This is a genomic window from Nocardioides lentus, from assembly GCF_039529515.1.
In the GTDB taxonomy this organism is placed as follows: domain Bacteria; phylum Actinomycetota; class Actinomycetes; order Propionibacteriales; family Nocardioidaceae; genus Nocardioides; species Nocardioides lentus.
Window position 1 is genome coordinate 269387 of sequence record NZ_BAAAMY010000001.1, and the last position, 23417, is coordinate 292803.

General features: G+C 76.1%; 20 protein-coding genes. 12 read left to right on the forward strand and 8 right to left on the reverse strand.

Annotated elements, in window-relative coordinates; all coding sequences use genetic code 11:
• Positions 1–78: 78 nt before the first annotated feature.
• A complete protein-coding gene (locus ABD158_RS01275; protein ID WP_344002578.1) occupies positions 79–1608 on the forward strand; it encodes an MFS transporter in 1530 nt (509 codons plus the stop codon).
• Here the strand turns inward: ABD158_RS01275 and ABD158_RS01280 are convergent.
• Positions 1573–2457, reverse strand: coding sequence for an aldo/keto reductase (locus ABD158_RS01280; RefSeq protein ID WP_344002581.1), 885 nt, complete (start codon positions 2455–2457; stop codon positions 1573–1575). The genes ABD158_RS01275 and ABD158_RS01280 overlap by 36 nt on opposite strands.
• 40 nt (positions 2458–2497) lie before the next feature.
• Here ABD158_RS01280 and ABD158_RS01285 point away from each other — a divergent pair, with 40 nt between their 5' ends.
• Positions 2498–3106: an SACE_7040 family transcriptional regulator gene (locus tag ABD158_RS01285; RefSeq protein WP_344002584.1), complete on the forward strand. Its 609-nt coding sequence runs from the start codon at positions 2498–2500 to the stop codon at positions 3104–3106.
• Here ABD158_RS01285 and ABD158_RS01290 read toward each other — a convergent pair.
• Together ABD158_RS01290 and ABD158_RS01295 are read right to left on the reverse strand one after the other, a co-directional pair.
• A complete protein-coding gene (locus tag ABD158_RS01290) occupies positions 3085–3447 on the reverse strand; it encodes a hypothetical protein (RefSeq protein WP_344002587.1) in 363 nt (120 codons plus the stop codon). The two genes, ABD158_RS01285 and ABD158_RS01290, sit on opposite strands and share 22 nt — an antisense overlap.
• A complete protein-coding gene (locus tag ABD158_RS01295; RefSeq protein WP_344002590.1) occupies positions 3444–4340 on the reverse strand; it encodes a DODA-type extradiol aromatic ring-opening family dioxygenase in 897 nt (298 codons plus the stop codon). Before ABD158_RS01295 ends, ABD158_RS01290 begins: the two co-directional genes overlap by 4 nt.
• Before the next feature lie 220 nt (positions 4341–4560).
• Between ABD158_RS01295 and ABD158_RS01300 the strand changes: the two genes are divergently transcribed.
• The gene (locus tag ABD158_RS01300; protein WP_344002593.1) at positions 4561–5355 is read left to right on the forward strand and encodes an IclR family transcriptional regulator domain-containing protein; all 795 of its coding nucleotides are present in this window, start codon (positions 4561–4563) and stop codon (positions 5353–5355) included.
• Between the two features lie 120 nt (positions 5356–5475).
• Here the strand turns inward: ABD158_RS01300 and ABD158_RS01305 are convergent, their stop codons facing one another.
• Positions 5476–6942, reverse strand: coding sequence for an amidohydrolase family protein (locus tag ABD158_RS01305; protein WP_344002596.1), 1467 nt, complete (start codon positions 6940–6942; stop codon positions 5476–5478).
• 196 nt (positions 6943–7138) lie between these two features.
• Between ABD158_RS01305 and ABD158_RS01310 the strand changes: the two genes are divergently transcribed.
• Genes ABD158_RS01310 through ABD158_RS01320 form a run of 3 tightly spaced genes read left to right on the forward strand, consistent with a single transcriptional unit; the run spans position 7139 to position 10103 of the window.
• Positions 7139–8329, forward strand: a complete 1191-nt coding sequence (locus tag ABD158_RS01310) for a CaiB/BaiF CoA transferase family protein (RefSeq protein WP_344002599.1) — start codon at positions 7139–7141, stop codon at positions 8327–8329.
• Positions 8326–9126 (forward strand): citryl-CoA lyase, encoded by an 801-nt coding sequence (locus ABD158_RS01315; protein WP_344002602.1) that lies wholly within the window; start codon positions 8326–8328, stop codon positions 9124–9126. The genes ABD158_RS01310 and ABD158_RS01315 overlap by 4 nt, the downstream gene beginning before the upstream one ends.
• Complete coding sequence (locus tag ABD158_RS01320; RefSeq protein ID WP_344002605.1) at positions 9126–10103, forward strand: quinone oxidoreductase family protein; 978 nt, start codon at positions 9126–9128, stop codon at positions 10101–10103. Before ABD158_RS01315 ends, ABD158_RS01320 begins: the two co-directional genes overlap by 1 nt.
• A 33-nt stretch (positions 10104–10136) precedes the next feature.
• On the opposite strand, the gene ABD158_RS01325 is transcribed toward ABD158_RS01320, so the two are convergent.
• The 4 genes from ABD158_RS01325 to ABD158_RS01340 all read right to left on the reverse strand — a co-directional run bounded on the left by ABD158_RS01325 (position 10137) and on the right by ABD158_RS01340 (position 16517).
• Positions 10137–10637 (reverse strand): SRPBCC family protein, encoded by a 501-nt coding sequence (locus ABD158_RS01325; protein ID WP_344002608.1) that lies wholly within the window; start codon positions 10635–10637, stop codon positions 10137–10139.
• 30 nt (positions 10638–10667) lie between these two features.
• Positions 10668–11372 carry an SWIM zinc finger family protein gene (locus ABD158_RS01330; protein ID WP_344002611.1) on the reverse strand — a complete coding sequence of 235 codons (705 nt, stop codon included), beginning with the start codon at positions 11370–11372 and terminating at the stop codon, positions 10668–10670.
• Positions 11372–14230 carry a DEAD/DEAH box helicase gene (locus ABD158_RS01335; RefSeq protein ID WP_344002613.1) on the reverse strand — a complete coding sequence of 953 codons (2859 nt, stop codon included), beginning with the start codon at positions 14228–14230 and terminating at the stop codon, positions 11372–11374. The genes ABD158_RS01330 and ABD158_RS01335 overlap by 1 nt, the downstream gene beginning before the upstream one ends.
• 136 nt (positions 14231–14366) lie before the next feature.
• Positions 14367–16517, reverse strand: coding sequence for a RecQ family ATP-dependent DNA helicase (locus tag ABD158_RS01340; RefSeq protein ID WP_344002615.1), 2151 nt, complete (start codon positions 16515–16517; stop codon positions 14367–14369).
• A gap of 349 nt (positions 16518–16866) precedes the next feature.
• On the opposite strand from ABD158_RS01340, the gene ABD158_RS01345 reads away from it, so the two are divergent.
• The 6 genes from ABD158_RS01345 to ABD158_RS01370 all read left to right on the forward strand — a co-directional run bounded on the left by ABD158_RS01345 (position 16867) and on the right by ABD158_RS01370 (position 23417).
• The gene (locus ABD158_RS01345; RefSeq protein WP_344002617.1) at positions 16867–17430 is read left to right on the forward strand and encodes a hypothetical protein; all 564 of its coding nucleotides are present in this window, start codon (positions 16867–16869) and stop codon (positions 17428–17430) included.
• Between the two features lie 115 nt (positions 17431–17545).
• Complete coding sequence (locus tag ABD158_RS01350) at positions 17546–19042, forward strand: S28 family serine protease (RefSeq protein ID WP_344002620.1); 1497 nt, start codon at positions 17546–17548, stop codon at positions 19040–19042.
• A gap of 158 nt (positions 19043–19200) precedes the next feature.
• Positions 19201–20175 carry an NAD(P)H-binding protein gene (locus ABD158_RS01355; protein WP_344002623.1) on the forward strand — a complete coding sequence of 325 codons (975 nt, stop codon included), beginning with the start codon at positions 19201–19203 and terminating at the stop codon, positions 20173–20175.
• 1 nt (position 20176) lies between these two features.
• On the forward strand, positions 20177–21283 hold the full coding sequence (locus ABD158_RS01360) for an acyl-CoA dehydrogenase family protein (RefSeq protein ID WP_344002626.1): 1107 nt from the start codon (positions 20177–20179) through the stop codon (positions 21281–21283).
• Positions 21280–22719 carry a PIG-L family deacetylase gene (locus ABD158_RS01365; protein ID WP_344002629.1) on the forward strand — a complete coding sequence of 480 codons (1440 nt, stop codon included), beginning with the start codon at positions 21280–21282 and terminating at the stop codon, positions 22717–22719. The genes ABD158_RS01360 and ABD158_RS01365 overlap by 4 nt, the downstream gene beginning before the upstream one ends.
• The gene (locus ABD158_RS01370) at positions 22716–23417 is read left to right on the forward strand and encodes a glycosyltransferase family 2 protein (protein ID WP_344002632.1); all 702 of its coding nucleotides are present in this window, start codon (positions 22716–22718) and stop codon (positions 23415–23417) included. The genes ABD158_RS01365 and ABD158_RS01370 overlap by 4 nt, the downstream gene beginning before the upstream one ends.

Below are 23417 nucleotides of genomic sequence, written 5' to 3' on the forward strand. Positions count from 1 at the left end.
GTTGACACCGTCCACACCGGGCGGTCCTCCTCCCCTCCCGCCCCGGCGCCGCACGCGTCCCGGACCCCCGGAGCAGCCATGACCCGCAGACCCCTCGTCCTCGCCACCGTGTGCCTCGCGGCGCTGACCATCAACCTCGACACGACGATCGTCAACGTCGCGCTGCCGAGCCTCGCCACCGAGCTCGGCGCCGACACACGAGAGCTGCTGTGGATCGTGGACGGCTACAACCTGGCCTTCGCGGCGCTGGTGCTCGCGATGGGCAGCGTCTCCGACCGCTTCGGGCGCCGCCCCGCCCTGCTGGTCGGACTGGCCGGGTTCGGGCTCGCCTCCGGCGCCGCGGCGCTGGTCGACTCCAGCGGTGCGCTGATCGCGCTGCGGTTCGTGATGGGGGTCGGCGCGGCGCTGATCTTCCCCACGACGCTGTCGATCATCGCCAACGCCTACCCCGACCGCCGCGAGCGGGCGAGCGCGCTCGGGCTGTGGGGCGCCGCGGTCGGTCTCGGGGTCGCGCTGGGCCCGGTCAGCGGCGGCTGGCTGCTCGAGCACTTCACCTGGCACGCCGTGTTCTGGGCGCTGCTGCCGGTGGCGGGGGTCGCGATCGTGATGACCCTGGCCTTCGTGCCGGAGTCGCGCGACCCCGACGTGCCGCCGCTGGACCGCCCCGGGCTCGTCGTCTCGGTCGCCGCGCTGGGCCTGCTGACGTGGACGATCATCGAGGCCCCCGAGCACGGCTGGACCTCCGCCGCGACGCTGGGCGGCTTCGCGGTCGCGGCGGTGCTGCTGGCGGCGTTCGTGCTCGTGGAGCGGCGCGCGGTGCACCCGATGCTGGACGTCACGCTCTTCGCCGACCGGCGCTTCTCGGCCGCCGCCGGCGCGGTCACGGTGGTCTTCTTCGCCCTGTTCGGGTTCATCTTCCTGATCACGCAGTACTTCCAGTTCGCCCGCGACTACTCGGCGCTCGGCACGGGCCTGCGGATCCTGCCGGTGGCGGTCTGCATCGCGATCGCCTCGGTCGTGGGCGGGCTGCTCGCACCGCGCATCGGGACCCGTGCCGTCGTGGTCACCGGCCTCGCCTCGCTGGCCGCGGCGTTCCTGTGGATCTCGCGGCTCGAGCTGGAGGCGTCGTACCCGCAGGTGATCGTGCCGCAGATGGTCCTGCTGGGCCTCGGGCTCGGGCTGGTCTCGACGCCCGCGACCGAGTCGATCCTCCAGGTCCTGCCCCCCGCGCGCGCCGGGGTCGGCTCCGCGGTCAACGACGCCACCCGCGAGCTCGGCGGCACCCTCGGCGTCGCCGTCGTCGGCTCCCTCTTCTCCAGCCTGTACGCCGAGCGCCTCGGCGAGCTGCTCGGCGGCCGGCTCGACCCGGCCGCCCTGGCCGCGGCCGAGGACTCGGTCGGCGCGACCGCCGTCATCGCCGCCGACTCCCCCCTGGTCGCGGACGCCCTCGGCGACGCGTTCATGGTCGGGCTGTCCGCGGGCTGCACGGTGATCGGCGTGCTCTGCCTGGCGGCCGCCCTGGCGGGCCTGGTCGCGCTGCCCGGACGCGTGCGGACGGGCCGCCCCGCGCGCTCAGGAGGCGTCGAGGCGGGCCAGCTCGTCGGCTGAGAGCTCGAGGTCGGCCGCCGCGGCGGAGTCGCGGATCGACTGCGGACGCTTGGCGCCCGGGATCGGGATCACGCACTCGGAGGCCGCGAGCTCCCAGGCCAGGGCGACCTGCTGCGGGCTGACGCCCCGCTCGGTGGCGACCTCGGCGAACGCGGGGTGCTTCTCCGCGAGCTCCTTGGCGTCGGCGAGACCCCCGAGCGGGCTCCACGGCAGGAACGCGAGCCCGAGGGCCTCGCACACCTCGATCTCGGGCCGGCTGGAGCGGAACTTCGGGCTGAACTGGTTCTGCACGCTCACCAGCGCGCTCCCCAGCTCGGCGTGGGCGGCGCGGATCTGGTCGGGGTCGGCGTTCGACAGCCCGATCATCGCGACCTTCCCGGTGCGCGCGATCTCGCCGAGGGTGCCGATCACCTCGTCGTAGGGGACCTTCGGGTCGGGGCGGTGGTGCTGCCACAGGTCGATCTGCTCGACGCCGAGCCGCTCCAGGCTCGCGTCGACCGCGGCGTGCAGGTGCTCGGGGCGCGAGTCGAGGTCCCAGCCGCCGTCGTCGGTGCGGGTGTGACCGCCCTTGGTGGCCAGCAGCACCCGGTCGCGGACGCCGAGCTCGTCGAGCAGGCCGGCGACCAGGCGCTCGTTGGCGCCCATGGCGTCGGCGCCGTGGGTCTCGGCGTCGCCGTAGGCGTCGGCGGTGTCGAGGAGGGTCACGCCGGCGTCGAGCGCCGCGCGGATCGTGTCGAGCAGCTGCTCGCGGGGCTGCGTGCCGGTCTGGTCGAAGGTCATCAGGCCGAGCCCGACGGCGCCGACCTCCACACGACCGACGGACGGGTTGCCGAGGATGCGCGTCTTCATGCTCCGACGCTAGCCGTTAACGCCCACTAACCTTCCCTGCGTGACCAGCGACGCCGCCCCTGCGCCGGCCCGCGCCCGGCGCGAGCAGATCCTCGCGACGGCCGCGGAGCTCTTCGCCGAGCGCGGCTTCCACGGCGTCTCGGTCGCCGACCTCGGCGCGGCCTGCGGCGTCTCCGGGCCGGCCCTCTACAAGCACTTCGCGTCGAAGGACGCGGTGCTCGCCGAGATGCTGGTCTCGATCAGCGAGCACCTGCTCGCCGGCGGCGAGGAGCGCGTCGCGGCCGCCGACGGCCCCGCCGACGCCGTCCGCGCGCTCGTCGACTTCCACGTCGCCTTCGCGCTCGACCAGCCGGCGCTGATCGTCGTGCAGGACCGCGACTGGGCGTCGCTGCCCGCCGAGGCGCGCGAGCGGGTCCGCGTCCTGCAGCGGGCGTACGTCGAGGTGTGGGCCGCGCAGCTGCGCGCCCTCGACACGGGGCTCGGCGCGGAGGCGTCGCGCGCGGCCGCCCACGCGGCGTTCGGCCTGGTCAACTCGACGCCCCACTCGGCCCGGGCGTCGCGCGAGCGGATGCGCGAGCTGCTCGCGGCCATGGCCTGCCGGGCGCTCGGGGTCGCCCCGGCGCCGGCTCAGGTGGAGATGTCGGGGTAGGGGAGCTCCCAGTGGGCCAGCTTGGCGGCGTAGTCGAGCTGCATCCCGAGCGGCTCGTCGTAGTCGCGCTCGAACATCGCGATCCACAGCGTGAGCGTGAGGAACGGGTGGGCGCCCATCCCGAACAGCGCGACGTGGTCGTGGCCGACCAGCGCCTCGCGCTCGGCGTCGTCGAAGGCCAGCCAGGTGGAGCGCTCCGCGTCGATCGCGCCGAGGAGGCGGTTGGCCTCCTCGGCCTCCCACCACGCGACCGTGCCGGCGGGGTCCTCGCGGTAGCGCTCGGTGAGCGCGTGGTCGCGGTCGACGGTGAACAGGAACTTGTTCAGCAGGTAGGTGCTCACAGCAGCGTCCCCCTCGACGTGAGCGGCGGGCCGTCGATCAGGCTCGGGTCGGGATACCAGGTGAAGTAGGCCTCCATCGTGTGGAAGAGGTCCAGGTTGTCGGCGTAGTCGGCCCTCGCGTGGCCCGCGATCCCCATCATCAGCATGAAGTCCATGAAGCCGTGGGTGGCGTTGCCAGGCAGGTGCAGGCTGTCGAGGCTGACCCCGGCCAGGCAGCCGTCGATGTCGCCCTCGGCGATCCAGCGCACCGCCTTGGCGTCGAACTCCGGGTCCGGTCCGTGCGGGCCGAACTGCCGCGGCCCGCCGAGCTCCAGCGAGAGGTGGCCGGTGCCGATCACCGCGACCCGCAGGTGGCTGGGCCAGGCGTCGATGACCTCGCGGATCGTCCGGCCGAGCTGCACGAATCGCTCGGGCCGGGGCAGCGGCGGGGCGAAGATGTTCGTGTAGATCGGCACGATCGGCAGGTCGTTCTGGGGCCGGACCGTGAAGATCGGGCAGGTGATCGAGTGGTCGACGCGCAGCTCGTTGGAGAAGGCGAGGTCGAAGCCCCGGTCGATGCCCTCGCGCAGCATGTACGCCGAGAGCTCCTCGTGCCCGCGCAGGAGCAGCTTGGGCAGCCCGAACTCGCGGACCTCGTTGTCCCAGTTGCCGTCGTAGAACGGCGCCTTGCCGACGAGGAACTGCGGCATGTTGTCGAGCCACAGCTGGTGGAAGTGGTCCGAGCCGACCATCACCAGCACGTCGGGACGGGCGCGGGTCAGCGTCTCGCGGTAGGCCTCGACGTGGCGCACCCAGTCCGCCGCGAAGGGCGGCGCCTCCTCGGGCGGCAGCTGGCTGGTCCGCAGGAAGAACGGGTGGTGCGTCGTCGCCAGGATCGCCACCAGCTGGGCCATCGCGGAAGTCCTCTCCTGGGCCCGCCCTCGCGGTCCCGGTCCCGGCGGACCAGAAACGTACACATGTCCGCATGCCGTCAGGAGTCAGCGTGCCCGCCGCTGGTGGACGTGTCAAGGGTCACGCCCGCCGCGGAACGGCTCCCGCCCCGGGCCCCCGCGTGTGCGACGATCGCCGTCGTCCGGGACCGCCGGACCGGTGGAGCAGCAGCAGGGGGACGCGTTGGCAGGGCGAGGCACCGGACCCGACTTCGTCGAGGCCCTGGCGCGGGGTCTCGACATCCTCGCGTGCTTCGACGCCCGCCGGCGCCGGATGAGCCTCGCCGAGGTCGCCGCCACCACCGACCTCGCCCGCCCCACCGCGCGCCGGCTGCTGCTGACGCTCGAGGAGCTCGGCTACGTGCGCGCCGACGGCGGGGTCTACGAGCTGACGCCGCAGGTGCTGCGGCTCGGCACGGCGTACGCGAGCTCGCTGGGGCTGTGGGAGATGGCGCGCCCGCACCTCGAGGCCCTCGTCGGGCGCACCGGCGAGTCGTCGTCGATGTCGCAGCTCGACGGCCCCGACATCGTCTACGTCGCGCGGGTCGCCGTGCCCAAGCTGATCGCGCTGCGCGTCGACATCGGCACGCGCTTCCCGGCCGCCGTGACCAGCCAGGGCAAGGTGCTGCTCGCCGCGCTCGACGACGCCGCGCGCGACCGGCTGCTGGCCGAGCCGACCCGCTCGGGCGTGGCCACCGGTCACGTCGACCCCGCGGCGCTGGCCGCGGAGCTGCAGGCCGTGCGCGCCCGGGGCTGGGCGGTGGCCGACGAGGAGCTCGCGCGCGGCGTGCGGTCCGTGGCCGTGCCGGTGCGCGACGGCTCCGGCGAGGTCCGCGCGGCCATGAACGTCACCGTCCACGCCGCCGAGACCCCCCTCGAGGTCCTCACCGAGGAGTACCTGCCCTGGCTCCTCGCCACCGCCGGCGCCGTCTCCGCCGACTGGGCCGCCTGGGCCTCCCGCCCCCAGACGGAGGCCTGAGCGCCGGTCGGCGCGTGCGTGTGCCGCCGGACCGCCGAGTCGGCACCTGTGTGCGCCGCCGGACCGCCGAGTCGGCACCTGTGTGCGCCGCCGGACCGCCGAGCCCGGCCGCGGCGGCCCTCAGGCGTGGTGGTGGGTGGAGGCGTCGGCGTAGTCGGTGTAGGTGTAGGGGTTGTCGAGGACCTTCGAGGCGGGGATCTCGGGGTTCATGCCGGCCTCCCACGCCTCGGGGCCGAGCGTCGAGCGCAGGTGCTCGACGGTGTTCTCGATGGCCGTGCGGGCCTTGGCGAGGTCGGCGCCGACGAGCTTGTGCTCGTGCTTCACGACGCGGCCGTCGACGAGCACGGTGTGCACGTCGCCGCGCTGGGCCTGCAGGACGACGTGGCCGTAGGGGTTGAGGATCGGGAACATCACCGGCGAGTCGTCGTTCTTGACCAGCACGACGTCGGCCCGCTTGCCGGGCTCGAGGCTCCCGACAACGTCGTCGAGACCGAGCGCGCGGGCGCCGCCGCGGGTGGCCCACTCGACGACGTCAGCCGCGCGTACGGCGAGGTGCGTCACGGTCTCGTCGGCCGCGTGGGCGACCTGGTGCTCGCGGGTGTGGTCGCTGGCCAGCGTCGCGCGCATGGCCGAGAAGATGTCGGCGCTCTGCCAGACGCTGGTGTCCATCGACAGCGAGATCGGGATGCCGTGACGGCGCAGCGCCCAGCTCGAGGGGAAGCCCTGCCCGCAGGTCGACTCGCTCTCGGAGGCGACCGAGGCGTGGCCGCCGGTCGCGGCGATCCGCTGGTAGGAGTCGTCGCTCAGGCTCGCGGCGTGCACGTAGACGGTCTCGGGGGTCATGAACCCGTGCTCGTGCATCAGCCGGATGCCGTCGTCGTTCGTCGCGCCCCAGACGCCGGCGTGGGTGGTCACCGCGGCGCCGAGGTCGCGGGCGACCTCGAAGGCCGCCCTCTCGGGGAACGCCGGGTCGCCGGTGACGTCGAAGGCCATCTGGAAGCCGAGGCGGTCGTCGCGGCGCATCCGACGCTCGACGAAGTCGCGGAACTCGGGCGTCGCCGACCACTCCCACGGCGCGGCCTGGATGTTGCCGTAGGCGAAGACGAAGCGGCCGGCGGTCTCCTCGAGCGCGTCCACGGCGGCGTCCGCGTGCTGGGGGGTGTGCAGGTTGTGCGACCAGTCGACGCTCGTGGTCACCCCGGCCTCGAGGGCCTCGAGGGCGCTGAGCAGGTTGCCGGCGTAGACGTCCTCGGGCCGGAAGGAGCGGCCGTGCTCGAGGTAGTTCCAGACGAAGTACTGCGTGAGCGTCCAGTCGGCGCCGTACCCGCGGACGGCCGTCTGCCACATGTGGCGGTGGGTGTCGACCATGCCGGGCATGACGATGCCGCCCGACGCGTCGATCTCGGCGGTCCACTCCGGCACCTGCAGGTCCACGCCGACGGCCTCGATGCGCTCGCCCACGACGAGGACGTCGGCGCCGGTCAGCACGGTGCGCCGGTCGTCCATCGTCAGCACCGTCCCGCCGCGCAGGACGACGGCGGGCGCGTCGACGACGGCCGGGGTGGACGGGTGCGCGGGCGTCGACATGACGTGACCTCCGGGTCGTGCTCGGGACGGCGGGTGCGGACAGTGCGGACAGGTGTCCGTTGGGCAGCCAGCGTGGGCGTGTCGGGCGTCACGTGTCAACCCTCGTCCTCGTCCGCCGTGGCCTGCTCGGCCCGTGTCGGGCGCCTTGACAGCGCGAGGCCCGAGGAGCACATTGGCGGACACCTGTCCGCAAGTCGTGTCCGAGAAGCCCGAGGAGACCGTGACCACCGACCCCAGCCGTCCCCCGCTCGACGGCGTGCTCGTCGCCGACTTCTCCCGGGTCCTGGCGGGGCCCTACGCGACGATGATCCTCGCCGACCTCGGCGCCGACGTGGTGAAGGTCGAGAGCCCGGCCGGCGACGACACCCGACACTGGGTGCCGCCCCGGCGCGGTGACACCGGCACCTACTACCTGGCCGTCAACCGCGGCAAGCGCTCGATCGCCCTGGACCTCAAGGACGCCGGGGACCTCGCCCTGGCCCACGAGCTGTCCGCGCGCGCCGACGTGTTCATCCACAACTTCAAGCCCGGGGGCCTCGACCGCTTCGAGCTGGGCTACGACCACGTCGCGGCCCGCAACCCGGGCAGCGTCTACTGCTCGATCAGCGGCTACGGCTCGACCGGCGGCGCGCACCTGCCCGGCTACGACCTGCTCGTGCAGGCGGTCTCCGGCCTGATGAGCCTCACCGGCGACCCCGGCGGCCCGCCGTACCGGGCGGGGATCTCGGTCTTCGACGTCATGACCGGGCTGCAGTCCGTGATCGGGGTGCTCGCCGCGCTCCGTCACCGCGAGGCCACCGGCGTGGGCCAGCACGTCGAGACCAACCTGCTCTCGACCGCGATGTCGACGCTGGTCAACCAGACCTCGGCGTACGTCGCGGGCGGCGTCGTGCCGCACCGGATGGGCAACGCACACCTCTCGCTGTTCCCCTACGAGCCGATGGCCACCGGCGACGGCGACCTCGTCATCGCCGCCGGCAACGACGGGCAGTACCGCCGCCTCGTCGAGGCCCTCGGCGCCCCGGAGCTCGCCGAGGACCCCCGCTTCGCGACCGTCGGCGACCGCAACGACCACCGCGAGGAGCTGCGACCGCTGCTGCTCGAGCGGCTGGCGACGCGCTCGGCGCAGGAGTGGTTCACCGAGCTCAGCGCGGCGGGCGTGTCCTGCGGCCCGATCAACGACGTCGCCGGCGGCGTCGAGCTCGCCGAGTCCCTCGGCCTCGAGCCGGTGGTGGAGGTCGGCGGCGTGCCGACCGTGCGCAACGCGATCCGGCTCAGCGCCACCCCGGCCCGCTACGACCGTCCGCCGCCGGAGCTCGACGGCCACGGCGACGAGATCCGCGCCTGGCTGGGCGCCCCGACCGACCCCGCGCAGGAGACCCCGTGAGCACCGACTCCCCCACCCCGTCGTTCCCCACCTCGCTGGGCACCTCGGAGGGCACGACGATCACCCTGCTCGGCCGCGACCTGCCGACCGAGCTGATGGGCGAGGTCGGCTTCGGCGAGCTCGCCTACTGGCTGCTGACCCTCGAGCGGCCCACGCCGCAGCAGGCACGGCTCTTCGAGGCGGTGCTGCTCGGCCTCGCCGACCACGGCTTCACCCCGACCGCGATCGCGGCGCGCCTGACCTACCTCTCGGCGCCCGACGCGATCCAGGGCGCCCTGGCCGCCGGCCTCCTGGGCGGCGGCTCGCGCTTCCTCGGGGTCACCGAGGACACCGGCCGCTTCCTCGACGAGGTGCTCGAGGGCCTGGACGCCCGACCCGACGACGAGGCGGGCTGGGACGAGGTCGCCCGCGCCGCCGTCACCCGGCAGAAGGAGGCCGGCCGCTTCGTGCCCGGTCTCGGCCACCCCGTCCACAAGGACGGCGACCCCCGCACGCCGCGGCTGGTCCAGATCGCCCACGAGGAGGGCCTCTACGGCCCCCACCTCGCGCTGTTCGAGGCCATCGGCCGCACCCACGCCGACGTCCTCGGCAAGCGGCTGCCGCTCAACGGCGCCGGGGTCAGCGGCGCCGCGCTGGCCGACCTCGGCATCCCCCAGGAGCTGCTGCGCGGCACCGTGCTCCTCGCGCGCTGCGCCGGCCTGCTCGGCCACATCGCCGAGGAGATCCGCCGCCCCGTCGCGAACGACGTCTACATGACCGTCGACCGCAACGCCGTGTACGTCGACCCGTCCGCCTGATGCGCGCCGCCCGGCTGCACACCTGCGGCGAGGCCCCCGAGGTCGCGGACGTGCCCGACCCCGAGGCCGGCCCCGGCCGGGCGCTGGTCGCCGTCACCGCCGCCCCGATCACCCCGCTGGACCTGCTGTGCGCGAGCGGCACGTCGTACTTCGGCGTGCCCGCCACGCCGTACGTGCCGGGGGTGCAGGGCGTCGGCGTCGTGCGCTCCTCCGCCACCGTCGCGGCGGGGACCACGGTCTGGTTCCCCACCACCGCCGGCATGGCGCCCGGCGACGGTGCGCTGGCCGGGCTGGCGGTCGTCGACGACGCCGCGCTGGTGCCCGTGGCCGGGACCCTCGAGGACGCCGACCTGGCCGCGCTCGGGCTGTCCGCGATCGCGGCCTGGACCGCGCTGTCGCTGCGCGCCGGGCTGCAGCCGGGCGAGCGCGTGCTGGTCCTCGGCTCCAGCGGGGTCGTCGGGACCGTGGGCCTGCAGGCCGCGCGGCTGCTCGGCGCCTCCGCCGTCCACGGCGCGGCCGTCGAGCCGGCCGCCGTCGAGACCGGCCTGGCGCTCGGCGCGGACGGCGTGGTGACCCTGCGCCGCGACGAGGACGTCCCCGCCCTGGCTGCGCGGCTGCGCGAGGCGGTCGGCGAGGTCGACGTCGTCCTGGACCCGTTGTGCGGGGTCCCGTCGTCGGCCGCCGCGCTCTGCCTGGCCCCGGGCGGACGGCTGGTCAACCTGGGCTCCAGCGCCGGGCCCACCGCGTCGTACGACTCCGCGCACCTGCGCAGCGGCTCCCGCGAGGTGCGCGGCTACACCAACAACGACCTCACCGCCGGCCAGCGGGCCGACGCGCTCGCCGCCGTCGAGCGGCACGCGGCCGCCGGGCGCCTCCGCGTCGAGCACGAGCGCTTCGCCCTCGACGACGTCGCCGAGGCCTGGCGGCGCCAGGCGTCCGGCGCGGTCCGGGGCCGCGCGGTGGTGCTGCCCGGCTGACGGGACCGGACGGGCGCCCGACGCCGCGGTGGGTCAGGCCTCGAAGTCGGCCTTCAGCCGCGCGAGCGTGCGGGCGATGTTGCGCCGCTGGAAGTCCGCGAAGCTGCGCCCGCCCGTCAGCACCCGGTCCAGCCCGACGGCCACCCGGTCCGACCAGCCGCGCCGCCGGTCGGTCCACGTCTCGGTGACGCGGGTGCCGCCCGCGACGGGCTCGAACGCGTAGTCCCAGCGGGCGATCGGTCCCCGCAGGACCGGGCGACCCAGCCCGATCTCGCCGACGTCGAAGGTGAAGCGCCGGCCCGGCTCGGCGGCCACGACCACGCAGCGGGTGCTCCAGCGGGCCCGGCCGCGACGGTTCGTGCCGACGAACGACGCGCCCTCCGGCAGTGGCTCCCCGGGGTGGGGCACCACCGCCCCGGTGTTCTCCGAGCTCCACCGTGGCATCTGCGAGGGGTCGGCCACGGCGCGGTAGATCGCCATGGCGTCCGCGGCCACCACGACCGTGCCGCTGACCGTCCGAGTACGGCGGGACATGCGTCCACTCTAGGCAGGAGGGCGACCGGCTCAGAGCAGGTGGTCGACCGCCGGGTCGCCGCGGTCGACGAGCTCGAGGAGGCGCGCGGCGCGCAGGGCGGCGTCCACGCCCGTGTCGAGGTCGGCCTCCGCGGCCGGGTCGCGGCCTTCCTCCGGCTCCTCGGACCCGGCCCCCCCGGTGGGGGAGGTACGCCGGTGCAGGCGCGCGAGGAGGTCCTCGCGGTCGAGCCCGCGCAGGTGGAACAGCACCAGCGGGTCGCCGTCGACCAGGCGCGCGAGCACCACCAGCGTCGCCAGCGCGTGGCGGCACGGGTCGACCCAGGCCCGGCACGTGCAGGTCGCGCCCAGCTCCCCGGCGTACGGGACGAGCTCGACGCCGGCCTCCTCCGCGTCCTCCACCAGGCCCAGGGGGAGGTCGCCCGCGAGGAGCGCCCCGATGCGACCGGACCGCGTGGCGACGACCTCGACGAGCATGCCGACGGAGGTCGCGTCCCAGGTGTCGACCGCGCCGCTGACGGTCCAGGCCTCCCCGTCCTCGGTGACGGCGGCGACGAAGCCGCCGGCGTCGACGGTCACCGCACCCACCTGCCCGGCGCGGGCCAGCGCACGACCGCGCCGCAGGTCGTCCTCGCCGTACGCCGCCTCCTCGACCGCACGCAGCCAGGCCCGGGCCCACCAGCCGCTGGGCCGGCCGGCGCGCGCGGCCGCGACCCGGGGATGGGTGACGGCGGGCATCAGGGCTCCCGTCCGGCCGGGCCGGACGGGACGGCCGGGCCGTCCGCGCCGGCCGCGGTGTCGGGGCGGCGGAGGGCGACCAGGTCGCGCAGGGCCGTGTCGTCGAGCTCGGTGAGACCGCGCAGCTCGTCGTCGCCGCGGGCCAGGACGCTGTCGGCGAGGCTGCGCTTGCGGTCCAGCAGCAGCCCCACCCGCTCCTCGACGGTGCCCTCGGTGACGAGCCGGTGGACCTGCACCGGGCGGGTGCGCCCGATCCGGTGGGCACGGTCGGTGGCCTGGTCCTCGACGGCGGGGTTCCACCACCGGTCGACGTGGACGACGTGGTCGGCGCGCGTGAGGTTGAGCCCGGTGCCGCCGGCCTTGAGGGAGAGCAGGAGGACGGGGTAGGCGCCGGACTGGAAGTCCGCGACCATGCGCTCCCGCTCGGCGACCGGGGAGCCGCCGTGCAGGAGACGGTGCCCGACGTCCAGACGCGTCAGGTGGGCGGAGACCAGGCGGGCCATCGCGACGTACTGGGTGAAGACGAGGGCCGCGCCGTCCTCGGCGACGACGGTGGTGAGCAGGTCCCCGAGGAGGTCGAGCTTCTCCGAGCGGCCGGTCAGGCGGGGGTCGGACTGCTGGAGGAACTGCGCGGGGTGGTTGCAGATCTGCTTGAGACCGGTGAGCAGGCTCAGCACCAGGCCGCGCCGGTGGTCGGGGTCGGAGCGCTCGATCCGCGTCATCGTGTCGCGCACGAACCCCTCGTAGAGCACCGCCTGCTCGCGGGTCAGGCCGAGCACGTGGTCGGTGTCGAACTTCGCGGGCAGCTCGGGGGCGATGCCGGGGTCGGACTTGCGGCGGCGCAGCAGGAAGGGCGCGAGCAGGTCGGCGAAGCGGCGCGCGACCGAGGGGTCGCCGCCGGACTCGATCGGCGCCGCCCAGCGGCGCCGGAACGCCAGCCGGCTGCCCAGCAGGCCGGGGCAGGCCCAGTCGAGGATCGCCCACAGCTCACCCAGGTCGTTCTCCACCGGCGTGCCGGTGAGGGCCACGCGGGCCGTCGACGGCACCTTCCGCAGCGCCCGTGCGGTGGCGGACCGGGGGTTCTTCACGTGCTGGGCCTCGTCGGCGACCACCAGGTCCCAGGCGACGCCCGCCAGCTCGTCGGCGGTGGTGCGCAGCGTGCCGTACGTCGTCAGCACGAACCCGGGGTCGGCCCCCGGCGCGGCGGCGCCCAGGTCCTCGAGCGAGCGGCGGGTGCCGTGGAAGCGGCGGACCGGCGTGCCGGGGGCGAACCGGTGGACCTCCGCCTCCCAGTTGCCGAGCAGCGAGGCCGGGCACACCACGAGGGTCGGCCCGGTGGCGAGCCCGGCCTGGCGGCGGTGGAGGTGCAGCGCGATCACGGTCACGGTCTTGCCCAGGCCCATGTCGTCGGCCAGGCAGGCCCCGAGGCCGCGCTCGGTGAGGTCGGCGAGCCAGGTCAGCCCGTGCCGCTGGTAGTCGCGCAGCGAGGCGGCGAGCGCCCTCGGCGCGGGGATCGGCTCCCGGGTGGCCGCGACGCGGACCTCGTCGCGGAGCCGCTCGAGGGTGGCGCCGACGACCACCTCCTCCTCGCGGGGGGCCGCCGTGTCCGTGACCTCCACGACGCCGGAGAGGCTGGCGGCGAGGGCCTCGACCGCGGGGACGGTGCGGACCAGCCGCTCCCGGGCGCGGCGCGCGACGGACGGGTCGACGACGACCCAGCTGCCGCGCAGCCGCAGCAGCGGGCTGGTCGCGGCCGCGAGCTGGTCCATCTCGGCGTCGGTGAGGTGCTCGCCGTGCAGCGAGACCCGCCAGTCGAAGGCGAACACCGCGCGCGCCGACAGGGCCCCCTCGACGAGCTCGCCCTCCCGCGGCCCGGAGGGGGCCCGGCGGTCGAGCACGGCCTGGGTGGTGAGGTCGCGGCCCAGGCTGCGGGGCCAGAGCACGTCGACGCCGCGCTCGCGCAGCGCCGGCAGGCCGGTCTCGAGGAGGTCGAGGATCTCGTCGCCGTCGAGGGTGATCTGGTCGGGCACGGCGAGGTCCAGCAGCCGCTCCAGGGCGGGCCACGCCTGGGCGGCGGCGCGCAGCGCGATCGTCGCGTGGGTGCGGGCGCGGTCGCCGAAGCCGTGGCTCGCGTCGGGGCCCGTCTCGGCCCACAGCAGCGCCGCGTCGCACAGGTGGAGGGGGTCGCGCTCGTCGTGGACCTGCAGGACGAGGCGCACCGACCCCCCGACGAGCTCCTCCTCGTCGGCCTCGACGCGCAGCGAGACCGTGACCAGCTGGGGCCGGTCGGCGCCGACGCCGCGCAGGCGGGCGGACAGACGCTCCTCGAGGCGCGCGGGGTAGGCGGTCGCCCGGTCGGGCGCGGTCGGGCGCGGTGCGCCCGGACGTGGAGCGGGCGGTCGCGCGGCGGTCCGGCGCGGGGCGGTCTGGCGGGGCGCGGCCCGCGGCAGCGCGTCGACGACCGCGGCGACCACGGCGTCGACGACCTCCCGGGCCGCCGTCGCGTCGACGTCGTCGTAGGCCCGCGACGCGGCCAGCATCCGGGCGCGGTCCTCCTCGTCGGGGGTCAGCTCGGCGACGCGCCAGCAGGGGTCGCCGGCCGCGGTCGCGCCCGGCTCGAAGCGACCGGCGGCGACGAGGCGCACGCCGAGCAGCGCGGCCCCGGCGAGCAGGCCCACGCTCGGGTGGGGCGCCGCGCCCGATCCGCCGGCGCCGGCGTGGGCGCGGGTCAGCACCGGCAGCGCCGCACGGATCGGCAGGGGCACGGTCCGTGTGCCGCCGGTGAACGTCACCGACGTCTCCCGCGGCGGGTCGGCTTGCACGAGCTCCGCCGGTCCGGTCAGGGGCACGAACCCCACGGCCACCTCCTCAGGGACCCGGGGCACCGGGAGCGCGAGGAGCGCCGAGCGGTCGTCCCCAGCCTGTGGAGAGAAGTGTGAACACTGTTCACCGAGAACGCGCTCCCCTCACCCTCGCCACTCACCCCTGCGCCGCTCACCCCTGCAGGGCCAGCGTCAGCGGCAGCACGCGCTGCGCGCCGGCGGCGCGGAGCGCCCGACCGGCCACCGTCATCGTCCAGCCCGTGACCTGGCGGTCGTCGACCACGAGCACCGTGCCGGCGACCTCGGCGCCGGGGGCGACCTGCAGGTCGTAGCGGCGGCTGACGGCGGCGACGCGCTGGGCCGAGTTCGCGGCGCCGCGGCCGGGCTCGACGTCCGGGTCGACGACGGCGAGGCGCGCGACGATCGGCACGCCGAGCCGGCGCGAGACCCCCGCGGCCAGGTCGCGGACCAGCGCGGGCCGGGTGGTCGAGTCGACGTAGGCGACTCCGGCGACCTCGCGCACGTCGGGCCAGTCGTCGAGGACAGCCAGCATCGCCCGCACCAGACCCGGCGGCACCGGGCCGTCGGTCGGGCCCTCGGGTCCGTCGGCGAACAGCTCGCGCAGCGCCTGGCCGTGGCCGAGGTCGGTGAGCCGGGCGACGGCCCGGCCCTCGTCGGGGCCGTCGGGGATCTTGCCCTTCTCGCTGAGCCCGAGGTTGGCGAGCGCGGTGGGCCACAGCTTGCGGGGGGCGAGGGTGACGCCCGGGCGCGAGAGCGCCTCGTCGGCCGCGGCGAGCGCGGACTCGCCCACGTCGGTGGCGAGGTCGAGGCCGCCGCAGTTGTCGCAGCGGCCGCAGGGCGCGGCGTCGGGGTCGTCGAGCTGGCGGCGCAGGAAGAGCATCCGGCACTCGGTGGTCTCGAGGTAGGCGAGCATCGCGGCCTGCTCGGCCTCGCGGGCCTCGGCGACGCGGCGGTAGCGCTCCTCGTCGTAGGCCCACGGCTGACCGGTCGCCTCCCAGCCGCCGCGGACCCGTCGTACGGCACCGTCGACGTCGAGCACCTTGAGCATCGTCTCGAGGCGGGTCCGGTTGAGGTCGACGTGCGTCTCGAGGGCGGCGGTGCTGAGGGTGCCGCCCTCCGCGAGCGCGGCGAGGGTGTCGCGGACCTGCTGCTCGCGGGGGAAGGCGAGCGAGGCGAAGTAGGCCCAGATGTCGCGGTCCTCGACGGCCGGCAGCAGCACGACGGGGGCGTCGGGCGTGCCGCGGCCGGCACGGCCGACCTGCTGGTAGTAGCTGACCGGCGAGGACGGGGCCCCGAGGTTGACGACGAAGCCGAGGGTCGCGTCGAAGCCCATGCCCAGCGCGCTGGTCGCGACGAGCGCCTTGACCCGCCCGGCCTGCAGGTCGGCCTCGAGGGCCTGGCGCTCGGCGGTCTCGGTGCGGCCCGAGTACGCCGCGACCTCGTGGCCGGCGGCGCGCAGGTGCTGGGAGACCTCCTGGGTGGCCGCGACCGTGAGGCAGTAGACGATCCCGGAGCCGGGCAGCTCGCCGAGGTGCTCGGCGAGCCAGGCCAGCCGCTGCTGGGCGGTGCGGAGCCGCACGACGCCGAGGCGCAGCGACTCCCGGTCGAGCGAGCCGCGCAGCACCAGGACGCCGGCCTCCTCGAGCTGGGCGTCGTCGGCGCGGGTGGTCGCGAGCTGCTCGGCGACGTCGCGCGTGACCCGCTCGTTGGCGGTCGCGGTCGTCGCGAGCACCGGGATGCCGGTCTGCAGGTCGCCCAGCAGCGTGCGGATGCGTCGGTAGTCGGGCCGGAAGTCGTGGCCCCAGTCGGAGATGCAGTGGGCCTCGTCGACCACGAGCAGACCGGTGGTCGCCGCCAGCCGGGGCAGCACCTCGTCGCGGAACGACGGGTTGTTGAGCCGCTCGGGGCTGACCAGGAGCACGTCGACGTGGCCCGCGGAGATGTCGGCGTGGACGGCCTCCCAGTCCTCGAGGTTGGTCGAGTTGATCGTCACCGCACGGATGCCGGCCCGCTCGGCGGCGTCGATCTGGTTGCGCATCAGGGCCAGCAGCGGCGAGACGATCACCGTCGGGCCCGCGCCCGCGGCCCGCAGCAGGGCCGTCGCCACGAAGTAGACGGCCGACTTGCCCCACCCGGTGCGCTGCACGACCAGCGCGCGGCGCCGCTCGACGGCCAGCGCCTCGATCGCCGTCCACTGGTCGTCGCGCAGGACCGCGTCGTCGCGCCCGACCAGCCGCCGCAGGTGGCCCTCGGCCTGCTCGCGGGTGGCGCTGCTCGCGGGGGCGGCGTCGGTGGTGGTCATGCCGCAGGTCTACCAGCGACCCCGGACACCCGGCGTACGGCGATCCACAGGCGCCTGCAGCACGCTCGTGCACTGGGTACGATCCGGGCGGGTCCGGTCGGGCGGACCCGCATCCGACGTCGAGCGACACGGGGGACACCGTGGGGAGCACGCCCGAGGTGCTGGAGCCTCCGGCCGCGGTCGCCATCCGTGCGGGGTCCGCCGCCGTGGGCGGCACGGTTCGTCGCCACCTCTTCCCGGGATCGTCGGCCCAGGTCGTCGGGCTAGGTCGTCGGGCTAGGTCGTCTTCAGCGCTTCCTGGACCACGCGGACGCTGGGACCGACCCGTGGTGACCCCGGGGGTCCGACGGTGAGGCTGACGGAGGGGCTGCCGGACGAGGCCGGCCTCCGCCGGATCACCCGTCGTGCGGCCCTGGTGGGCTCCGTCGCCGCCGGGGTCTGCCTGCTGCTGGCCGGGCTGGTCGTCGCTGGGAGGGCGTCGGCCAGCATCGTCCACACGCCAGTACTCATGGTGTGGATGGCTGCCGTAAGCGTGGCGCTCAACCTCGGACCCGACGCAGGACCCCAGGACTTCCGCCGCCGCGAGGTCGTGCTCGCGGGCAGTCCGGAGCGTCGTCGCCGGATCCGCCGAGCCGTCGTGGGCGGGCGGTCCGACGCGATGACCCCCGTCGAGCAGCGCATCGTCGTGGACTGGGCACGGATCGCGCGGGTACGGACCCACGTCCACCTCCTGGGGGGTGGGTTATTGGCTGGCGCGACGGTGTTCCTCGGCCTGATCACGTGCTTCCGAGACCCCCCGGCGTGGGTCATCTGGACGCTCGCCGGCCTGTCCGTCCTCGGAATCGTGCTGACGGCGGTCCTGTGGCGCGAGTCACGGGCCGTCCGGCGCTTCCTGGCCGAGCACGAGGGCTGACGAGCCACGCGACCGCCGCGCCGACGGCGCCGATCCCCCCGGCGCCGTCCTCCTGGCGCGCGCCCGATCGCAGGCATAGGTTGCGTCGAGCACCACACGTCTCGGGAGGACATCCATGGCTGCTCGTCGTCGCCCCGCGCTCGCGGGGTCCCTGCTCGTCACCGGGGCGCTGCTGCTCTCCGGGCTGGTCAGCGGCGCGAGCGCCGCACCGGCGCCCGCATCCGTACCGTCGTCCGCGGCCGCAGGCACGTCCGTGGTGGGCGCCGAGCGGGCCGTCGACCTGCGCGACCGGATCCGCGCCCTGCCGCGGGTCAGCGCGGTCACGGAGGCCGAGGCACCGGAGGGCTATCGGTTCTTCCGGATCCGCTTCCGGCAGCCGGTGGACCACGCGCGGCCGAACGGGCCGTCGTTCGCCCAGCGGCTGACGCTGCTGCACCGCAGCACCACGCGGCCGATGGTCATGTTCACCAGCGGCTACGGCGTCTCGACGAGCCCCGGCCGCAGCGAGCCGACGCGCATCGTGGACGGCAACCAGCTGAGCATGGAGCACCGCTTCTTCGAGCCGTCCCGCCCGGCCCGACCCGACTGGCCCCGCCAGCTGACGATCGAGCAGGCCGCGACCGACCAGCACCTCGTGATCCGCTCCTTCCAGCGGCTCTACCGCAAGAACTGGCTGACCACGGGCGGATCCAAGGGCGGCATGACCGCCACGTACCACCGCCGCTTCTTCCCCGGTGACGTCGACGGCACGATCCCCTACGTCGCCCCCAACGACGTCGTCGACCGGCGCGACGTCTACAACGCCTTCCTCGGTCGCGTCGGCACGAGCCAGGCCTGCCGCGACGCGATCACCGAGGTCCAGCGCCGCGTGCTCGGCCGCGACCGGGCCTGGTTCTACGACCGCGCCCTGCAGGCCGCCGAGGAGCAGGGCCTGACGTGGCGCATCGTCGGCAACCCCGAGATGGCGTGGGAGTCGGCCGTGGTCGACGCCTACTTCGCCTTCTGGCAGTACCAGCCCGAGTCCGCGTGCGCCGACGTCCCGACCGCCGACACCGGGCTCGAGGACGTCTACCAGTGGTTCGAGCGGGTCTCCTCGCTCACCGTGTACGCCGACCAGTCCATCGGCGGCTTCACGCCGTACTACTACCAGGCGACCTACCAGCTGGGCTCGCCCCACCCGTACGAGAACCGCCTCCGCGACCTCCTCGAGTTCCCCGGGGCCGACGTCGCCTCGACCTTCGTGCCGGCCGGGCTCAAGCCGATCCGTCACGACGCCGGCGCGATGCCCGACATCGACCGGTGGGTGCGCACGCAGTCGACCCGGATGCTCTACGTGTACGGCAGCAACGACCCGTGGTCGGCCGAGCCCTTCACCTGCGGGAAGGGCGCGGTGGCCCGCGAGTGCTCGCGCTTCTCCGTCGCTGGCGGCAACCACGGCGCCTCCATCGCGCAGCTCGCACGCCCCGACCAGCAGAAGGCGACCATGCGCGTCCTCGACTGGGCCGGACTGGGGCCGGACGATCCCGCCCGTCGCGTCGTCGAGGAGCAGGGCGAGCCCGAGCGCCGTCCCGCGCTCGACCGGCCCGACGTGCGTCTGCTCGGGGTGCGCTGACGCTCCCGGCGACGCCGTGCCCGTCAGGGCGACGGTGGACGTCCGGTGCCACCAGGTGACACCGGGCGTCCACCGTCGTGCGGTGACGCCGGGACGGGTGCGCGACCCGCCGCGACCCGGGCATCGACGGCCCCGGGCCCGTCTGGGTACTGCGCGCCGTGCCCCCACCCCCCGCCCCCCTCCGCATCCTCGTCACCGGCGCGACCGGGTACGTCGGCTCGCGCCTGGTCGCCGCGCTCGTCGGTGACGGCCACCACGTCCGCGCCGCCAGCCGTACGACGTCGCGCACCGCCGACTTCCCGTGGCACGACGACGTCGAGACGGTCGAGCTGGACGTCGCTGACGCCGAGCAGGTCGCGCGGGCGGTCGAGGGCGTCGACGCCGTCGTCTACCTCGTGCACGCGATGGACGGCGACGACTTCGTGCGCGTCGACCGGGAGCACGCCGAGCGCATGGCCGCGGCCTGCAGCCGCGCCGGGGTCGGCCACCTGGTCTACCTGTCCGGGCTCGTCCCCCACGGCGAGCTGTCCGACCACCTGCGCTCGCGCCTGCAGGTCGAGGAGGTGTTCCTCGGCAGCGACGTGCCCACCACCGTCCTGCGCGCGGCGATGGTCATCGGCGCCGGCTCCACGTCGTACGAGCTGCTGCGGAGGCTCTCCGAGCGGGTGCCGCTGCTGACCCCGGTCCCGGGGTGGATGCGGCGCCGGCTGCAGCCGGTCGCGGTGGAGGACGTGCTGGAGGTCTTCCGGGCCGTCCTGGCCACCGGGCCGCGCGACACCCACTACGACGTCGGCGGCGACGAGGTGCTCACCTACCCCGAGCTCCTCGCCCTGTACGCCGACGTGGCCGGGCTGCGACGCCGCCGCGTGCTCGTGCCGGGGCTGTCGGAGCGGCTGGTCGGACTCGCCTGCGCCCGGATCAGCGGGCTGTCGCGCACCGAGGTCGTCTCGCTGGTCGCCAGCCTGCGCCACGACATGGTCTGCCAGGAGGACGTGGTCCGCCGCGAGGTGCTCGACCCGGGCTTCGAGTTCACCGGCGTCCGCGAGGCGCTCGTGCGCTCCCGCGCCGGGGGCCGCGACGGCACCGCCGCCGACGGGGACGCCCAGGCCGCCGCGACCACGGACCCCGCCTGACGTGCCCGGGACCCCCGACACCCCTGACCGCGCCGTGCCCGCCGTCCGCCTCGGCCCGGCGCCCGTCGTCGCCGAGACCGAGGCGCTGACCGCCCTCGCCGGGGCCGGCGTCGCCGGCGCCCTCGAGGCCGCCGTGGTCCTCGGCCGCGACGTGCCCCCGCCCGGCGTCGGCCGCACCCTGCACCGCTGGGAGGTGCTGGCCACCCTCGGCGCCGCCGACCTCGTCGTGGCGCGCACCCTCGAGCCGCACCTCGACGCCCTCGCCATCCTCGACGAGGCCGGCCTGCCCGGCGACCCGGACCGACCGGACGCCCGCTGGGGCGTGTACGCCGCCGAGGGCCCGGGCGCCCGACTCGAGGCCCGGCCCGGCGCCACCCGGGCCGACCCCGGCGACGCCACCGGCGCCACGGGCCCCGCCGCACCCGCGGGGTGGGTGCTCAGCGGCCGCAAGCCGTGGTGCTCCCTGGCCGGCGCCGTGGACCACGCGCTGGTGACCGCCTGGACCGACGACGAGCACCGCGGCCTGTTCGCCGTCGACCTGCGCCAGGACGGCGTCACTGTCGAGGACGGCACCTGGGCGCCGTCCGGGCTCGCCGAGGTCCGGACCACCCCCGTGGCCTTCGCCGACGTGCCGGCCCGCGCCGTGGGGGCGCCCGGCTGGTACCTGCGCCGCCCCGGCTTCGGCTGGGGCGGCATCGGCGTCGCCGCGGTCTGGCACGGCGGCGCCGTCGGCGTCGCGCGCCGCCTCCACGACCAGGCGCAGCGCCGAGAGCCCGACCAGCTCGCGCTGATGCACCTCGGGGCGGTCGACGCCGCCCTCACCGCCTCCCGCCTCGCCCTGGGCGACTCCGCGGCGGCCATCGACGCCGGGACCGCCGACGGCGCGGCCGGCACCCTGCTCGCCGCCCGCGTGCGCGAGGTGGTCGCCGGTGCGGCCGAGGAGGTCCTCCGCCGCGCCGCGCACGCCCTGGGCCCCGGCCCGCTGAGCCAGGAGCCGGAGCACGCGCGCCGGGTCGCCGACCTCGCGCTCTACCTGCGCCAGCACCACGCCGAGCGTGACGCCGCCGCCCTCGGCCGCCTCGTCGCCGGTCCGGGGTCGCCGTGGTGAGCCGCGGGGACACCGGCGCCCCCGGGGCCCCCGGGAGCGCCACGCCCCCGCTCCCCCCGTTCACCCACGACACGGCGGGCACGCCCGCCGCCGCCTGGGACGCGTACGCCGCCACCGGCGCGGCGCTGCACTGGACCCGCGACGGCACCGCGGACGGCCCGCCCCTGCGGCGCGTCGTCGTGCTCGCCGCCCACCCCGACGACGAGACCCTCGGCGCCGGGGGCCTGATCCACCTCGCCCACCGCCTCGGCCTCGAGGTGAGCGTCCTCGTGGCCACCGCCGGCGAGGGCAGCCACCCCGGCTCCCCCACCCACACCCCCGCCCGCCTCGCCGTACGACGGGCCGCCGAGCTGCGCGACGCCGCCGCCCTGCTGGCGCCCGGCGCCGCCCCGCCCCGGCTCCTGGAGCTGCCCGACGGCGGTGTCGCCGACCACCACGAGACCCTCGTGGTCCGGGTCGTCGAGGTCGTCGGCGACGGGCGCGACACCCTGCTGGTGGCGACCTGGCGCCACGACGGGCACCCCGACCACGAGGCCGTCGGCCGCGCCGCCGCCACCGTCGCCGCCCGCACCGGCGCCCGCCTGCTCGAGCACCCCGTCTGGGCCTGGCACTGGGGCACGCCCGGCGACCTGCCCGCCGACCGGGTCCGGCTGCCGCTCGACGGGACCGCCCGCGCCGCGAAGGCCGCCGCCGTGGCCGCGCACCGCAGCCAGGTCGCGCCGCTGTCCGGCGCACCCGGCGACGAGGTGCTGCTCGGGGAGGACCTGCTCGCCCACGTCGCGCGCGACGGCGAGGTGCTCCTCCCCGGCGCGCCCCACGACCGCGCCCTCGACGACCTGCACCGCAGCGTCGCCGACCCGTGGGGCGTGGACCGCCGCTTCTACGAGCGCCGCAAGCGCGCGCTGCTGCTCGCCGCGCTCCCCCGCGAGCGGTTCCGCCGCGCCGCCGAGCTGGGCTGCTCCACCGGTGCGCTCGCCGCGGACCTCGCCGCCCGGTGCGACGAGCTCCACGCGCTCGACGCGAGCCCCGCCGCCCTGGCCGCCGCCCGCGAGCGCCTCGCCGACGCCCCCGGCGTCACGGTGCACGAGGCCCGGCTGCCCGGCGACTGGCCGACGGCCCTGCCGGCGGACGCCGGTCTCGACCTGGTCGTCGTCTCCGAGGTCGGCTACTTCCTCTCCCCCCTCGCCCTCGAGCGGCTCGTCGCCGAGGTCGCGGCCCGGCTCACCGACGACGGCACGGTCGTCCTCGCCCACTGGCGCCACCCGGTCACGGGCTGGCCCCTCGACGGCGCGGCGGTGCACGCGACGTTCGTCCGCGACCTCGCGCGCCCGGTCCTCGCGACCTGGCGCGACCGCGACGTCGAGCTGCTGGTGCTGGCCGCCGACGAGGTGGCCCCGCCCCCGGACGGCGGCGAGCGCCGGCAGGGGCGGGGGTGAGCGACGTGGGCGGGCCCCGCGTGGCCGTCGTCGTCCCCGCGCACGACGAGGAGGAGCTGCTCGGACGCTGCCTCGACTCCGTCACCACGGCCGTGGAGGCGCTGGTCGCCGCGCGCCCGGAGACCCGCTGCGTCGTGGTCGTCGCCCTGGACCGCTGCTCCGACGCGTCCGCCGCCGTCGCCGCCGCGGCCGGGGTCGCCACCCTCGACCTCGACGCCGGACGGGTCGGGGTCGCCCGGGCCGCCGGGATCGAGCACGCCGTGACGCTCCTGGGCCCGCGCGAGGACGACGTCTGGCTCGCGGGCACCGACGCCGACACCGTCGTGCCGCGCGACTGGCTGACCACCCAGGCCGACGTCGCCGCCGCCGGCGGGCAGCTCGTCGTGGGGCGCGTGGTCCCCGACCCCCGCGACCTCACCCCGGCCCTGGCGCGCGCGTGGGCCCGACGCCACACCGCCGTCGACCCCACCGCCCACGTGCACGGCGCCAACCTCGGCCTCGCGCTCCCGGCGTACCGGCGGGTCGGCGGGTTCCCCCGCCTCGCCCAGCACGAGGACCGGGCGCTCGTCGACGCGCTGCTCGCCGCCGGGACCACCGCCCACCCCGGTGTGCCCGTCGTCACCTCCGGGCGTCGGACCGGACGCACGCCCGGCGGCTTCGCCGGCTACCTGCGCCGCCTCGACGCGCTCGCGCGCTGA

Coding starts and splice junctions, on each gene's coding strand:
- ABD158_RS01340 (WP_344002615.1), bottom strand. CDS start 16,517: ATGACCACCACCGACGCCGCCCCCGCGAGCAGCGCCACCCGCGAGCAG.
- ABD158_RS01350 (WP_344002620.1), top strand. CDS start 17,546: ATGGCTGCTCGTCGTCGCCCCGCGCTCGCGGGGTCCCTGCTCGTCACC.
- ABD158_RS01330 (WP_344002611.1), bottom strand. CDS start 11,372: ATGCCCGCCGTCACCCATCCCCGGGTCGCGGCCGCGCGCGCCGGCCGG.
- ABD158_RS01280 (WP_344002581.1), bottom strand. CDS start 2,457: ATGAAGACGCGCATCCTCGGCAACCCGTCCGTCGGTCGTGTGGAGGTC.
- ABD158_RS01275 (WP_344002578.1), top strand. CDS start 79: ATGACCCGCAGACCCCTCGTCCTCGCCACCGTGTGCCTCGCGGCGCTG.
- ABD158_RS01305 (WP_344002596.1), bottom strand. CDS start 6,942: ATGTCGACGCCCGCGCACCCGTCCACCCCGGCCGTCGTCGACGCGCCC.
- ABD158_RS01325 (WP_344002608.1), bottom strand. CDS start 10,637: ATGTCCCGCCGTACTCGGACGGTCAGCGGCACGGTCGTGGTGGCCGCG.
- ABD158_RS01320 (WP_344002605.1), top strand. CDS start 9,126: ATGCGCGCCGCCCGGCTGCACACCTGCGGCGAGGCCCCCGAGGTCGCG.
- ABD158_RS01295 (WP_344002590.1), bottom strand. CDS start 4,340: ATGGCCCAGCTGGTGGCGATCCTGGCGACGACGCACCACCCGTTCTTC.